This window comes from Paenibacillus solani (assembly GCF_001277345.1).
In the GTDB taxonomy this organism is placed as follows: domain Bacteria; phylum Bacillota; class Bacilli; order Paenibacillales; family Paenibacillaceae; genus Paenibacillus_AQ; species Paenibacillus_AQ solani.
On record NZ_LIUT01000008.1, the window covers coordinates 649,705 to 665,332 of the forward strand.

At 45.7% G+C, this 15,628-nt stretch carries 8 protein-coding genes; all 8 read left to right on the plus strand.

Translation table 11 applies throughout. The features are described 5' to 3' along the window. Positions 1-39: 39 nt before the first annotated feature. The 8 genes from AM231_RS26980 (at position 40) to AM231_RS27015 (ending at position 15,474) form a co-directional block, all read left to right on the plus strand. Positions 40-1,758, plus strand: coding sequence for a phospho-sugar mutase (locus tag AM231_RS26980; protein WP_054405388.1), 1,719 nt, complete (start codon positions 40-42; stop codon positions 1,756-1,758). Positions 1,759-1,872: 114 nt separating this feature from the next. Beyond that, positions 1,873-3,891 carry a DUF5693 family protein gene (locus AM231_RS26985; protein ID WP_054405389.1) on the plus strand — a complete coding sequence of 673 codons (2,019 nt, stop codon included), beginning with the start codon at positions 1,873-1,875 and terminating at the stop codon, positions 3,889-3,891. Next, positions 3,867-5,147: a polysaccharide pyruvyl transferase family protein gene (locus AM231_RS26990; protein ID WP_054405390.1), complete on the plus strand. Its 1,281-nt coding sequence runs from the start codon at positions 3,867-3,869 to the stop codon at positions 5,145-5,147. Before AM231_RS26985 ends, AM231_RS26990 begins: the two co-directional genes overlap by 25 nt. A gap of 5 nt (positions 5,148-5,152) precedes the next feature. Further along, positions 5,153-5,914 carry a WecB/TagA/CpsF family glycosyltransferase gene (locus AM231_RS26995; protein WP_054405391.1) on the plus strand — a complete coding sequence of 254 codons (762 nt, stop codon included), beginning with the start codon at positions 5,153-5,155 and terminating at the stop codon, positions 5,912-5,914. Between the two features lie 114 nt (positions 5,915-6,028). Further along, the gene (locus tag AM231_RS27000; RefSeq protein ID WP_054405392.1) at positions 6,029-7,153 is read left to right on the plus strand and encodes a glycosyltransferase family 4 protein; all 1,125 of its coding nucleotides are present in this window, start codon (positions 6,029-6,031) and stop codon (positions 7,151-7,153) included. A gap of 155 nt (positions 7,154-7,308) precedes the next feature. Further along, positions 7,309-11,046, plus strand: a complete 3,738-nt coding sequence (locus tag AM231_RS27005; RefSeq protein ID WP_242615319.1) for an S-layer homology domain-containing protein — start codon at positions 7,309-7,311, stop codon at positions 11,044-11,046. A 188-nt stretch (positions 11,047-11,234) separates the two neighbouring features. Continuing rightward, positions 11,235-11,579: a hypothetical protein gene (locus tag AM231_RS27010; RefSeq protein ID WP_054405394.1), complete on the plus strand. Its 345-nt coding sequence runs from the start codon at positions 11,235-11,237 to the stop codon at positions 11,577-11,579. A gap of 367 nt (positions 11,580-11,946) precedes the next feature. Then, entirely contained in the window at positions 11,947-15,474 is a 3,528-nt protein-coding gene (locus AM231_RS27015) for an Ig-like domain-containing protein (RefSeq protein ID WP_054405395.1), read from the plus strand. Positions 15,475-15,628: the final 154 nt, after the last annotated feature.

The window sequence follows — 15,628 nt, forward strand, 5'->3', positions numbered from 1 at the left end:
GACTATTCTTGTTTGGATGAGGAAGGGAGACTTTTTTTCATGTCAGAGATGAGTCAGAGAACAATCGATACGGTACAGCGCTGGTTGAATGATCCTTATGTAGATGAAGAGACGAAGCAGGAGCTGCGCGCCCTTGAGCATGATGCACAAGAACTGGAGGAGCGTTTTTATCGCGATCTGGAATTTGGAACGGGCGGACTGCGCGGTATCATTGGTGCAGGCAGCAACCGGATTAATAAATATACGGTAGGGCGTGCCACACAAGGCTTTGCAAGCTATATCTTGGATGCTCACGGTGCTGCAGAGGGCAGGCCTTCTGTTGTCATTGCTCACGATTCCCGTCATTTTTCGCCTGATTTTGCCTTAGAGGCTGCACTGGTTTTGGCTGGCAATGGAATTATCGCGAAGCTGTATCCTTCCCTGCGCTCTACGCCGCAGCTGTCCTTCAGCGTGCGTCACTTGGGAGCAACAGGCGGGATTGTCATTACGGCAAGCCACAATCCCCCGGAATACAATGGCTATAAGGTATACAACCGCGAAGGCGGACAATTGGTGCCAGATGAAGCAGAGAATGTGATTGCCCGGATTCAAGAAGTCGATTCCTTCTCCGCGGTCAAGAGGCTGTCACAGGCCGAAGCCGAAGCGCAAGGTATGCTGGTTTGGCTTGGGAAAGAAGAGGATCAGGCATTTGTGGATACAGTGGCGAGTGTCAGTGTAAATAGAGAACTTATTGCATCCAAGCTGGGCGAGGATTTCAAGATTGTATTTACGCCGCTCCATGGAACGGGGCAAGCCCCGGTGGAACATGTGCTTCGCACCATCGGCTTTAAGAATATCCATGTCGTGCCCCAGCAGGCACAACCGGATGGCAACTTCTCTACTGTAAAATCTCCCAATCCCGAGGAACGCGAAGCCTTCACGCTGGCGATGAAGCTCGGCGAGGAAGTTGGGGCTGATATTCTGATTGGAACGGATCCGGATGCAGACCGTATGGGGGCCGTTGTAAAGAACAGTCAAGGCGAATATGTCGTGCTTACAGGAAATCAGTCTGGTGCTATTATGATCCATTATCTGCTCGGTCAATTGAAGGAAGCGGGCAAACTACCTCATAACGGTGCTGTCATCAAGACGATCGTAACCAGTGAGATGGGAGCAGCCATTGCGGAGCATTACGGTGCTAAGGTAATGAATACATTGACCGGCTTTAAGTACATTGGTGAGAAAATGACCCAGTTCGAGGAGTCCGGCAGCCATACGTATCTGTTTGGTTATGAGGAAAGCTACGGCTATTTGGCAGGCAATTACGCACGCGATAAGGATGCCGTATTGGCTTCCATGCTAATCTGTGAAGCGGCTGCTTACTATAAAGGACAGGGCAAGACTCTGTACGATGTGCTGCAGGAGCTGTATGAACAGTTCGGCTATTTCCTTGAGACACTGGAATCCCGGACACTCAAAGGCAAAGACGGCATTGCCCAGATTCAAGCGAAAATGTCTGATTGGCGAAACGATCCGCCGAAGGAAGTTGGAGGCGTATTGGTTAAGCAGGTGCTTGATTATGCGCAAGGTCTGGACGGATTGCCAAAGGAAAATGTGTTAAAATATTTGCTTAAAGACGGATCCTGGTTCTGCCTGAGACCTTCCGGTACCGAGCCGAAGATCAAAGTGTACTTTGCCGTCCGCGGCGAGTCCCTCGCTGATGCGAAGGAAAGAATTCAATTGCTCACGGAACAAGTAATGTCACGGGTAGACGGATAAGCTAGTTACAATTAATGTTATGAGAACGAAGGGAATTTACGATGGTTGCTGCAAGGCTTTAGAGCTGTTGCCCTCCATCGTAAATTTCCATAGGTTCGATGAGGAGGTACTTTCGTGGTTCAGAAATGGAAACGCTGGAACACGGCAGCCCGCAAGTGGCTGTGGATTCTGGTTGTTCTTGGCGTTGCAGCGGCCCTGCCGGTAGGTTATGACCGACTGCAAACAGAGTCAACATCAAAAAAGATAGAGTTGGTGTTTGATTATCGGGATTTGTTGGATGTCGCGGTGTATCAGTCCAGGCCGCAGGATTTTGTATCCGAGCAGCTGGACCGCCTGAAAGACGCTGGCGTGATCAGTATGGCGCTTTATGAAAGCACGCTGGACGAGCTGGTGAGATCGCGGCGAATTTCGGTATATGACGGGCAGCAGGTTGCTGATCTGACTGGCACGATGATCTCTCCGAACGAGAACTTTACGTATGTTGCATTCCTTAATGAGGAAAGTGCGACTTTAATTAAACCCATCATAAAAGAAACTTTTACAAGATTGGGTATCCCGGTAAGATCATGGCAGTTTGAGCATGCGGTAGATGGATTGGTTCTGGAGACCCCGCGTTCCAATGCGGTGATTAAACCGTTGTCTCCTGATCCAATTACGATTAGCATGTTGCGGGATAAAGGCTTCAACATTGTGCCGCGTCTATCCGATAGTCTCCCTTATGACGAAGCTTATATGGAGAACTTGATGACATACTTCGCGGATAACGGCGTACAACGCATTTTGTTTGAAGGAGATTCAGCCAAAGGCTTCAACGATAATGCGGATATGAAGAGCCTCGATGCATTTGCAGAGCTATTAAACGAGCATAAAATCGGCCTTGTGGCGATTGAGAATATCAAGCGTCCGCAAAAAGGCTTTACGAAACTGGCTTATTTGACGGATTACAACGTAACCCGTATTTATTCCTTGAGCGAGCGGGATGCTAATCTGGATCCTGAGGTAATTGGAGACCGCTTTGCTCTTGCATCCAAAGACCGTAACATACGGATGTTCTATTTGAACGCAGAGCCGAGCCGGGATATGACCAAAGCCAGCGTCACGCATCCGCTGGATAATCTGATTGATAGCTTGACCGGATCGGGCCAGGCTATCCAGCAGATGGAGGACAACGGTTTTACCATGGGACAAGCAGAGCCGTTTAAGGTAACCGATTCGTCTATGCAGCGTTACTTCAAGCTGGGGGCTCTCGTGGGAGCTATTGCGTTGATTGCCCTTATGGTTTCTTACTTTATTCCATTCCTGACAATTGCTGCGTTCCTTATCGGACTCTTGGGCAGCGCCGGATTGTACGTTCTGAATGCGACACTGCTTGAGCAGGCTATTGCTTTGTTTGCCGCCATCAGTGCTCCGACGGTTGCGGTCATCTTGGCTATCCGCAAGGTTAATGAGACGCAGCGGAGCATTCCGGATATGAGTGCCGGAAGAAGAGTGACTCATTCGATCGTATTGCTGATAAAGACATCGATCCTGTCGCTTGCCGCTGTTCCGATCGTGGTTGCGCTCTTGAACAATGTGACGTATATGCTCGTCCTGGAGCAGTTCCGTGGTGTAAACTTGCTGGCAGCAGCTCCGATTGGGCTTATAGCCATTTACGTGGTATTGTATCGCGGTGGATCAACGTTTAGTTCTATTCAGAAATTGCTTAAATCACCGATTACGTTGACATGGGTTATCGCAGCCGGCATTGTGGGTATCGTTGGTTGGTACTATCTCACCCGTACAGGTAATGCAGGCTCTGTTTCCTCGATCGAGATGGCGTTCCGTTCGTTCCTGGAGAATACATTTGGCGTACGTCCGCGTAACAAGGAGTTCTTGCTGGCTCATCCCATAATGGTGCTTGGCGTCTTCCTGTCATTTAAGTACCGGGACGCCGTGTATTTGCTCATTATCGGTGTGATGGGGCAGCTGTCGATGGTCGGCACATTCACGCATATCCATACGCCGATCTATATTTCGGCGATCCGGGTAGTACTGGGTCTTGGACTTGGACTGATCATCGGTTTGATTGCGATCGTAGTATGGCAAGTAGCAGAAAGGATCTGGAAACGATGGTCTCCACTTCTAAGACAATAGTCATTTCCGGATATTACGGTTTCAAGAACAGCGGGGACGAAGCGGTACTGAAGTCCATCCTGACCGCGCTGGAACAGGAAGGGAAGGAAGCCGGGGTTGTAATCAACCCCGTTGTACTTTCCATTGACCCCGAGTGGACTTCGGCTGCCTACGGAGTCAAGTCCGTACATCGGATGAAGCTGGGAGAGGTCCGAGCAGCTATCAAAGCAAGCGATGGCTTGATCAGCGGTGGTGGAAGTCTGCTCCAGGATGCGACCAGCCCGAAGACGATACCGTATTATCTGGGCGTTCTCAAAATTGCGCAGTGGCTCGGAAAACCGACATTTATATACGCACAGGGCGTTGGACCGGTGAATCGTAAATTGTTTCATCCGATGATTCGTTCGATCTTCCGTAAATGCTCTTACATTTCCGTGCGTGACATACAGTCGGGTGAACTGCTTCAATCCATGGGAATATCGAAAGAAGCCATTCATGTCGTACCGGATCCGGTAATGGGCTTGCCACTGGCAGAAGCTGAGGCTGCTCATAGCCCGGTTTCAGCAATGGAAGAGGTCAATCCTGCTCAGATTGATAATAACCCAGCTTCGGAACTGAAAGAGACAGATGTTGCATCTGTTTCTTCTATAGAAGAGGATCGATCATTCGAAGAGCCTCCATTGCAGTCTACAAGACCAAACCATACGATAGCAGGTGTTGACTCTCTGCCAGTCATCGGTATTTCGGTTCGATATTGGAATCCTGATCGCAAAGAGCTGAAAGCTGCCGCGGAAGGTTTGAGGGCTTTAGCTGAACAACGAGCGGTTCACCTTCGGTTTCTCCCTTTTCATCAGCCGGATGATCTTGAAGCTTCACAGTTTATTGCCAATGTCCTTGGAGATATTTCCCGAAATGGTTCCAAGATCAGCTTTTATCTGGATGAAAAGCAGCCCCAAGACATGCTGCGTGAAGTTAGCCGCTGTGATTTGATATTAGGCATGCGTCTACACAGCCTGATCTACGCAGCGAATCAATGTGTACCGCTGCTCGGCATTTCCTATGATCCGAAGATTGATCACTTTTTGAAGCGGCTGGAGAGTAGGCCTGTCGGGACCAGTGAGCTGCTGGATGCAGAGGTTTTGAAGCATCAGCTGCTGCATCTGTTGGATGAGGCAGAGGCATGGAAGGCAGAGCACGGCGAGCAGATTGCCGTCTTGAAACACGAGGCGGCCTTGCCTGCACGCCACATTGCTCAATATTTACGCCATAGAGGATGATAAACATGAAACAGACCTATCCATTTCCTACCGTATCGGTGTTCGACATTCCTTTTTCCAAGCTGTCTATGAAGGATACGGTGAAATACCTGACCGAGGTTGTGCAATCTCGGCAGCAGCCCCATCAGCTGATTACGGCGAATCCGATCATGGTTATGACCGCCGTAAACAATCCAGCATATAAGCAGATGATGCAGGGTGCCGAAATCATCGTTCCGGATGGAACAGGCATTGTCTGGGCAGCTGGTGTAGGCGGAGACCCGCTTGAAGGGCGCGTCACCGGCTTCGAGCTCTTACATGAATTGTTGAAGGCCGGGGAAACCTATCGATGGAAGTTCTTTCTGCTGGGAACGACAGCTGAAGTGATTCAGGAAGCTGCCGAGAGGTTACAAATGCAGTATCCGGCTGCTATTATATGCGGCTATCGGGACGGTTTTTTTGGACCTGAAGAGGATGCCGAAGTGATCGAACAGATTCGGGCAGCTTCACCGGATATTCTATTCGTGGCCCGCGGTGCGGACAACCAGGAACCATGGATTGCGGAGCATAAAGAAGCGCTCCAAGTTCCTGTTGTGATGGGTGTCGGAGGATCATTCGATATCATTTCCGGTAAATTGAAGCGGGCACCGAAGGTATTCCAAAAGCTGCGTCTCGAATGGTTTTATCGCCTTCTGAAAGAGCCTACCCGTTACAAAAGAATGCTGGCGCTGCCGAAGTTTGTCGTGAAAGTGCTGCGCGAGAAAGAAAACGTAACGAAATCGAGCTAAATGGCTCATTTCCATGGGTAAAGTCCGGGATTTCACCGGAAATTGGCATTGGTTTTCGGACCCGAACGGAGTATAATTCAACCGGTAGACTTTTATTGGGGGTCGAATAATTACATGTTAATGATATACATCATCGGGTTTATCATTTCACTGGCGCTGGCGCTGCTCTTAACGCCGCTGGTGAAGAAGTTTGCGGTTAAGATTGGCGCCGTTGACGTACCGAATGCCCGCAAGGTTCATACGCGGATCATGCCCCGGCTCGGAGGACTTGGCATTTATCTGGCTTTTATTATTGGACTGATTGCTGTACTTCCATTTTTGCCGGATAGCTTGTCACCTCGCGATGCCAACTTTATGAAGGCATTTCTGATCGGTGGTTCCATGATTGTATTGATTGGAGCTTTGGATGATCGATTTGAACTCTCGGCTAAAGTGAAGTTTTTGGCACAGATTGCAGCGGCATGCGTCGTTGTGTTCGGATTTAATATTACTGTTGACTTCGTAAATATTCCGTTTCAGGACCGCTACTCCATGCTGGAGAGCTGGGTATCCATCCCGCTGACAATTTTCTGGATTGTTGGCGTAACCAACGCGATTAATCTGATCGACGGGCTGGACGGACTTGCTGCTGGCGTTTCCGGCATCGCAATCGGTACGATTCTGGTGATGGCCATCTTGATGGGCAATACCACCGTAGCACTGTTATGTCTGCTGCTTCTCGGAAGTATTATCGGATTCTTGTTCTTCAACTTCCATCCTGCCAAGATTTTCATGGGGGATACGGGATCATTATTCCTTGGATTTTGTTTGGCCATGCTGTCCTTGCTCGGTTTTAAGCAAATTGCGATCGTTTCCTTCATTACACCGCTTATCATTATCGGTGTTCCGTTATCAGATACGTTCTTCGCAATCATCCGGCGCAAGATCCAGAAGAAGCCGATTTTTGCTCCGGACAAGGGCCATCTTCATCACTGTCTGCGTGAGCTCGGTTTCAGTCATCGACAGACTGTGCTGATCATTTACGTTATCGCTGCATTTTTCGGTGTACTGGCTGTCATTCAATCTTCGGCTGCTATGTATGAAGCGAACTGGGTAACCTTTGTTGTCATCTGCGTGATGATGTGCTTTATGCAGATCGGGGCAGAGATCATTGGACTGGTCGGCAAGACCAAGCGCCCGATACTCGGACTGATCAATCGAATGCGAATGAAGACCAATACTCAAAGCCGTACGAAATAGAACTTATTCTTTCATAATGCGTCACAATAAGACAAGCCTTACCCGCTAAAAAAGGGTGAGGCTTTTTTGTATGATTTGCTAAATAATAGCACCTTGGTTACCGATATATGAACTATGCGCTCGTAACAAATCGTGAGTGAAAGCGAGGGGACTCAGTGAACGACGTAACAACCAAAACGGACTCCAATGTCCGTACGATCAAGGAGGCTAAACCGTTGAGAAACCAATTCCGGGCTATAACAAGCATGCTGCTGGCTGTAGCTATGTTCTTTTCTCTGATCCCGGCCATGCCGGCTTCTGCTGCAACCGGGGCATCATTTTTCCATTTTTCTAACTTGAGTATGGCTCCCGGCTCACCAACGCCAGAGAACCGAAGCTCCATTGTCGTATCAGGTACCTACAGCCAGATTAACCCTAGTACGATCTCTTATGAGATCAAACGTTTTGATGATACAGTCACAGGCGGTACAGGCGTAAAGCCGATTCTTGACGAGGCAACAAATACGTTCCAATTCTTGAACGTACAGCTGAATCAAGGTGATAATAAAATCATTGTTTCCGGTATCAGCACAACCGGTGAGCGGGTAAGTGCTACAGCTTATGTGAAATTCTCGGATGTTCCCGCCGCATATGAAGTAGCCTTGAGCGATGGACGCATACTGGAAGAGAACGCCACGAATCCGGTCATTGTTACCACGCAAACCATCAGTATCTCTGTTAAAGCAACGAATGGATCCAAGGGTGTTACCGTCAACGGGCAGAGTATGTATGCCGGCGGCGGGGATACTTTCTACTCGGCAGGCTTACTCCTGCAAGAAGGCGTCAATGAACTGGTCATCGTCGTCAATTCGGAATCGAAGACACAGACCATTACCCGCAAGGTTGTATATCATCCGACGGGTGGCTTGACTGTCAATGATCTGCAAATCGGCAGCACAAGAATTGATGGACAAGCAGTTGTCACAGGGAGTGTAAACGGGGTTATCTCCGGTTATATTATCGTGGATGCTCCACCAGCAGGTGCACCTGTGGTCACCCCTGAATTGGATGTGGAGTTGTACCAAGTCGGAACAGCGGCACCGCTTCTAAGCAACACGACCAGCGGTCCTAACAGCACGATCACTTTAGGTCAAGCGACCGTGTTGAATAATTCCTATATGTATCATTTTACAACTCAGAGTTCAGCAAACATTACACAAAGCGGCGAGTATTTTGTCTTTATTAAATCAGGCAGCTTGGATCTGAAGAAAACTTTCCAATATCGCGACAGGAACGCGCCGACGATTGAACAAGTGTATCAGTTGTATGGCGTCGTAGATGATGCCACGAATAAAACAGTTACGTCAACCTCGGAATCCGTGTTTCCAAGCGGTAACGATACGATTCTGAACGAATTGCCGGTTTATTTAATGGTGGAACAGAAAAACGCGGGTACGATAACTATCGAGTCCAGCAAAGGCGCAGGCATAGCCGATATCTATACTTATAATAAAACTGGCAGTCCGTACAATGGCTACACTGTATTCAAGATTACGAATCTGCCTTCAGGACAGCAGAACCTGATCATTAATGCAGGGAATGCTTCCGGAACATCGGATACCCGAGTTATACCAGTAACTTTCCTGTCCTCCTCGTATATTGATGTTTATGATTTGTACAACAACCAGCTGTTTAAGAACAGCACCGAATTCAATAAAGTGACTGGACGAGTTGTAAACTACACGGGAAATTCGGAGTTCACCATTTCCCTGAACGGAAATACACGTGACCTGACGGTGACAAACGGCCAGTTCGCTTTTACAGACACCAGCTTCCTGCAGTTGGTTCCCGGACCGAACACCTTGGTCATCAAGGATAAAGCCGGAAAAATCTCGACTAAACTGACATTGCTGTATTTCAGTGATACCAAATCCATAATCAAGAATATGGTTCCGTTCCCTGTTGGTTCTGCTACCGATTCCGATCCGGATGGTCTTTTTAGAGAAACGGCCAAGAATGCTTTTAATACGTATGAGAAGGCTCTTGGACTTCGGTTTGAAGTTGAGAACACTGATGAAATTACAGTAAATCTCAGTTACCCGACTCCAACCATGTATGCTGTATTTACAAGAAATTTGGGCTCCTGGACTCTGACAGGGGGCTCCCTGAAAACTCAACTGGATGCGATCAACCAGGCGGATCACAAGCTGTACTATAATATTACCAATGGTGCCAATTCCAGTTCTGCCCGGGTTGTATTGAAGGAACTTGCTCTTCCTGAAGTTGGATTGCAGGCAGTTACGATCGAATCGCGTTATCAGGCTGTTACAACTACGGACAGCATTGAAATTACACGTGAGCGTGCGCCATATGAAGTGCTGTCACCGAAACTGCCTAACGAGGGTGTGTTGAAGCAAAACTTCGTGATGGTAAGCATTAAGGCAGAAGGCGCAGACTCCATTTTGATTGGCAAAGAGCCTATGGTGAAATCGGAGATCAGCGATATTTTTCGTCTTGAGGTCAAGAATCTGAAGAGCGGAAAGAACACCATCAAGTTTACGATCCAGCAAGGATCGAAGAAGACAAACGGTTCTATTGTAGTAACGTATACAGACGATGCTACAGAAGGCTCCCAGTATAAAACGAATATTTCCAAGTCAGGTAAAGTGAAAGTATTCAAGGGCGGCTTGTCCCTGTCCTTGCCAAAAGGAACAGTCCTTCAGCAGTCAGATTCCAGCCCTAACGCTGAGGTGCCTACGATCAACCTGCTCGGAGAGCATGATATCATGTTCGGAATCGCGAATCCGATTGATGGCCGGACCATTAAGGCCTATAATCGAATTGGAGAAATCGAGAACGGTGTGGAGATGGATGGACGCTTGGCTTTGATTCCAGGCAAGAATGAGCTTGCAGCTCGTCTATTCCCGAAACCTCATTTCGGATACTCTTCTCCGCTCTACTGGCTGGATGCAGGTTCATTGAATGCTGACACGCTTGAGCCAGTAAATGACTTTCTTGTGAAGCCGGCAACTCATCCATATGCGCAGGGATCTGACTTTGTACTACAACGTATGATGCCTAAGAATTGGATGGAAACATCGCTGAAGGGTACGATTACGCTGCAGTATGATTCGGGAATTGTGAACGCAGCTGCCAGCAACCTGGGGATTTGGTGGTACAATCCTTCTCAGGGAGAATGGACGAATATCGGCGGTAAGGTAGACGCTAAGAAAAAGACGGTTACGGCTACATTTAAAGGCTTCGGATACTATGTCGTCAAATCACTGCGTTACAGCTACTCCGATGCAATCTCCCACAAAACAGCACGGAATGATATTGAACTGATGCTGGCGAGAGGATATATGAAAGCATCCAAAACAGATGCGTTTGGTATCTACGATCCGATGACCCGCGGCGAGTTTGCTACGATCATCGTGAAATTGCTGGATATTGAGCTGGATTACGATACAGATAAGAGCAAGTTGACCTTTGATGATATTTATCAGGAAAATGTAATCAACAGCATGTTATGGGATTACCGTTATATCGAGACTGCGGCCAGAAAAGGGATCATCCGCGGCATCGCGCCTCGAAGCTTCGCTCCGAATATGGAGTTGACACGTGAAGAAGCGGCCAGCATCATCGCCCGTGCAATGAACTTGAAAATGGGTGAAGTTGATAAAGATAAAGCTGCGCTTCAGAAGCAATTCGAGGATGTCGGCAAGATCAAATCGAATTATTCTTACCCAGCCATTCTTGCTGTAACCAAAGCCGGTATCATCACTGGCGTGGCCAATAGCTTAAAAGAAGGCGAGAAAAAACCGACATATAACTTCAATCCGGACGCTGTTCTGAATCGTGCGGATATGGCAACAATCGTGAAACGCATGATGAGCAAGCTCAAGTTGCTGTAGGTTATATTAATAGAAGAAACAGCATGACACAAGGTACGAGAGCAGATGCCTGGATTTCTAATGGCGGTGCTCTCGTTCCTTTTTCAGTGTCATAAAAATCTTTCCATTATCTATTGTTTTGTAATTTCATGTAGAATACGCTACAATAGCGGAAGCACATACTATTTTTAGAGGGTGAAGATGAATTTATGAAGCCGATATTATCTAAAGCGCAGCTCGACTACATGAAGGCGAAGACCAAGTTCGAGGAAAAAGCCAAAGTAATGGAGAAGAAGATTGAGCTGGCTCGTGCCGCTCATAATGAGATAACTCAGGAAGTCATGGAGGGACTCGTTGTTGAGACAGGCTTTCATGATTCATTTAACGAAATGACAGCAGCAGAGAATGCGTTGATCCAGTGGTCTCATACAACCATTAAACATGATAAAACATATCGCACAAACAAAGCCGAGATCGATATAATGTACGAAACCCTGCATAGTAACCCGGAGATGCGTGCGCGCATTATTCAGCTGGCTATGAAGATTCGCTAACATTCTACAGGGGCGCCCGACGGGCGTCTTTTTTGTTGTCGCAATATGTAATCAGCTAATTGTTAGATGAAGAATGCAGATTTTGAAAAATATTTTTAAAAAAACTTTGCAACAACCGCAACTTTTTGGAAAACCAAACGTTTATAATGTAGAGCCCAACGAGCTAACCAAGATTATCCGATACAAGAAACTTGTCTATAAATTAGAAAAATGTTCTTTACGGACTATTGGACTCGTTGTATAATACCTAGGTAGGATTAGGAATTCTATTCTAGTTTGTAGTGTTCTCTCGTTAACAAGATTCTGTGATACCGTCACAGACATCATTTATGATTTACGCTCAACTCGAGAAAGGAGGTGCACGTAAATGAGTGATAAGAGCTACCAAATTAAAGAAAACAATCAAGTGATGATCCAAGGAGGAGAAAAAAAGGTTATGAAGAAAATTTTATCCGTAGCACTGTCTACAGCAATGGCATTCTCCATGTTTGCTTCTGTTGCATTCGGTGACGATGCGCTTAACACACAACAGAAATTTGATGTACTGAAAGAGAAAGGTATCTTCACTGGCTATCCAGACCAAACAGCTGGCCTTGACAAAGAGATGACTCGCGCTGAGTTCGCTAAAGTCCTGGTAGGCATCATGGGTCTTGAGCCAATCGAAGGCAAAGCTTCCTTCAAAGACAAAAACTACAAAGCTGGCAAATGGCCTGCTCCATACGTAGAAGCAGTATACTCTGCTGGTCTGATGGAAGGTAAGAACACAACGAAAATGATCTTCGACTTCAACGGTAAAATCACCGTTCAAGAAATGGCGAAGGTTCTCGTTACTGCTCAAAAACTTGAAATCCCAACAGAAACAAACAACAACGCTTCTGACTGGGCTAAAGGATATGTTCAAGCAGCAATCAACGCTGGTCTGGTAGACGCTAAAGCAAACCCTAAAGCGAACGCTTCCCGTTCCCAACTGGTTGAAGTTGCTTACACTATCTACCTGAGCCAACAAAAACCAAAAGTAGTTTCTTACGAAGTTACTGAGAGCGGTAAAGTTGTAACTTTCAAACTTGCTAACAACGAAGAAGTGAAAGTTGAACTGGAAACAGCTCTGAAAGCTAACACAGCTACTGAAGTTAAGTTCAAACACAACAACTACGAGTACACTGAAAGCGTAACTTGGGTTGTAACTTCCGCTACTAAAGTTGAGTCCGCTAGCTCCACTAACCTGAAAGAGGTTGAAGTTGCATTTGACGGTAAAGTAGACAAAGCTACTGCTACTGACAAAAACAACTACACTGTGGATTCCAATTCGAAAAAAATTAAGTCTGTAACTTTGTTGGAAGATGGAAAAACAGTTCGTGTATTGTTGGATTCAACTTCATCTGGAATCTTCACTCAAGGTACAACTTACAAAGTTGTTGTGAAGAATGTAAAAGGTGAGAGTGGTTCTGTATTGCCACAAGGTGAAGTTTCCTTCACATCTTCTGACAACACTTTGCCTACAGTAACAGAAGTGAAAGCTCTGGGAACTAAAGCTATCAAAGTGACTTTCTCTGAGCCAATCAAAACTCCAACAAGCAGCAACTTCCAATTGGATGACAAAGGTTATGTTGGTTCTGTAACTCTGGGTGCGAACGAAAGAGAAGTAATCCTTCGTGACTACACAGGAGCTATCTCTGAAGGTGCTCACAAATTGACTACTTCTTTGGTTGAAGATTACGCTGGTCTGAAATCATTGGGAGCAACTACTGATTTCACGGCGAAAATTGATACTGAAGGCCCTAAAGTAACTGGAATTACTGCTACTTTGGAAAAAGTAACTGTAACGTTCGATGAAGAAATCGATCCGACTTCTGTAACTAACGACAGCTTCTATTGGAAGTCTGGGGACAGCAAGAAAACAGGTAAAGCAACTCAAATCGAATCAAACGTGTATGAAGTAGACTTTACTGAAAACCGTCTGCCAGGATACGAAACTACATTGTTTGTTGAAGTTAAAGACTATTCCGGTAACGCTAACGCTGTAAAAGAGCACAAAGTTACTGCAACTGTAGACTTGGTTCAACCTAGATTGATCGATGCATCTTACGGTACAGATGTTGCACACCAATTGACAGTGCGTTTTGATAAAGCAGTTGATGCTGCTGATATCAAATACTTCTCTGTTAAAAAAGGTAGCGATGTAATTCCTGTTAAGAATGTATATGTAAAACCTGGAACAGATAATAAAGTGTTTAATGTTGAGTTCTACTCCAACTTGTCAGGTACTTATAATTTGAAAGTGTCTGATGTTAAGGACTTAACGGCTCTGAAAAACACTATGGTAACGTACGATAGTACTTTCTTGGCAAGTGATAGTGCAGCACCGCAATTGGAAGCATACGGTGTAGATGTGAACAACTCCAATCGTACAGTTGCACTCACTTTCGATAGAGAAATTGATCTCGCTACGTTGAACAACCGTGCTAACTATTACATTGGATTCAATAAAAACGGTTCCAGTCAGACGCAAAACATTTCCATTCCAAACGATGTTCAAGTGAACGTGTTAGACAGTGGCAAATCCGTTGTACTGGTATTCCCTCAATACATTGAAGGAACATCGGTATCGTTCCCGAGCTCTGTCCAATCTGTTAGCATTGCTGGACTGAAATCCAAAACTGGTCAAGCAACTGGTTGGATCACTACCGGTATCTTGAATGAAACGGAATTGAAAGCAACTGATGCGATTCAAAAAGATTCCAGAACAATCGAAGTAGTATTCAATAAAGCTATCGCTAACGCTTATAATAGTGATTTTGCAGTTGCAGGAACAAGAGTTACTTCTGTATCTGTAAGTGGCAATAAAGTTACATTAAAAACTGATTCTGATGTCTCCACTGGCAGCAGCATCTCTACTGTGAGCAACAATGGTATTCAGACATTCTCTGGACACAAAATCGGTGCGGTAAACATTACTTCTGTAGGTCAAGTTGCACCGAAAGTATCGGTTTCAAATGATAAAGAACTCGTACAAACTGATCGTTCTGTAAAACTTCCGTTCACAACAAAGCTTGATGATTCTGCTAGCGTAGCAGGCTTGGCAGCAAATCTCCATGTTAAACGTGCTGACAAACCTAGCGATAGTGATGCGCTGAGAGCCGATATTGATTACAAAGTTAAGGTTGATGGTAATAACTTGGAGATTACTTTCCAAGATAACAACCCTAACAATGTTGCATATCTCATTAATGTTAAAGAGAATGCTACATTTATCCGGAATTTTGCTGAACCTAGTAAGTTTGCAGGTAAATCAGATGTGTACAGAACAACTGTGAATACCTTTGAAGAAAATACTGGTGTAATCGCTGTAGAGAGCACTACATTTGTAGCAGATGAAGGTAAAGAAGGAAAAGCTGCTACAGTAACAGCTGATGGTCTTACATTCACAGCTCTTAACAAAGGTACTGCAGCTAATGGTACTGAAGTAAAATTGGTTGAGGTAAAAGATGATGCACAAAGTGCTAACGTTGTTGTTAGAAACGGTGTCATCAATATTAAAGCAGCAGCAACAACTCAAGATGTAGTTACAGCTGTTTACGATGCTAAAGAAGATCTTAAGTTTGTAGCAACATTGGACGGCACTGTTACTACTGCAAAAGCAGGTACTCATGTACTTGCTCGCGGTGAAGTAGCTGCAGGTAAAGTTAATGTAGTGCTTAAACAAAAAGCTACTAACGTGGCAAACGTTAAAATTAACGGCAAAGAATACAAAGGTACTGATGTTGTTCTTAATACCAATGATGGATTGAGCTTTGAGGTTAATGTTGGTTCTGATGAAGTAATTGGTAAAGAACTTACTGCTGATGTGACTAGTGAAGTAGGTCGCGTTAACCCAATCAAGGTAACTGTTAAGTAATTGTCAATCGAATCTAAATATTGACGGTTAGGAACACACCAGAGGACTTAATGTTCTCTGGTGTGTTTTTTATACCTCTAAAACAATTTCATATTATTTATTGTATTTTTGTATGGAGCAATTTTTTGCTTGTTCCTGCTATTCATTTTCTCTA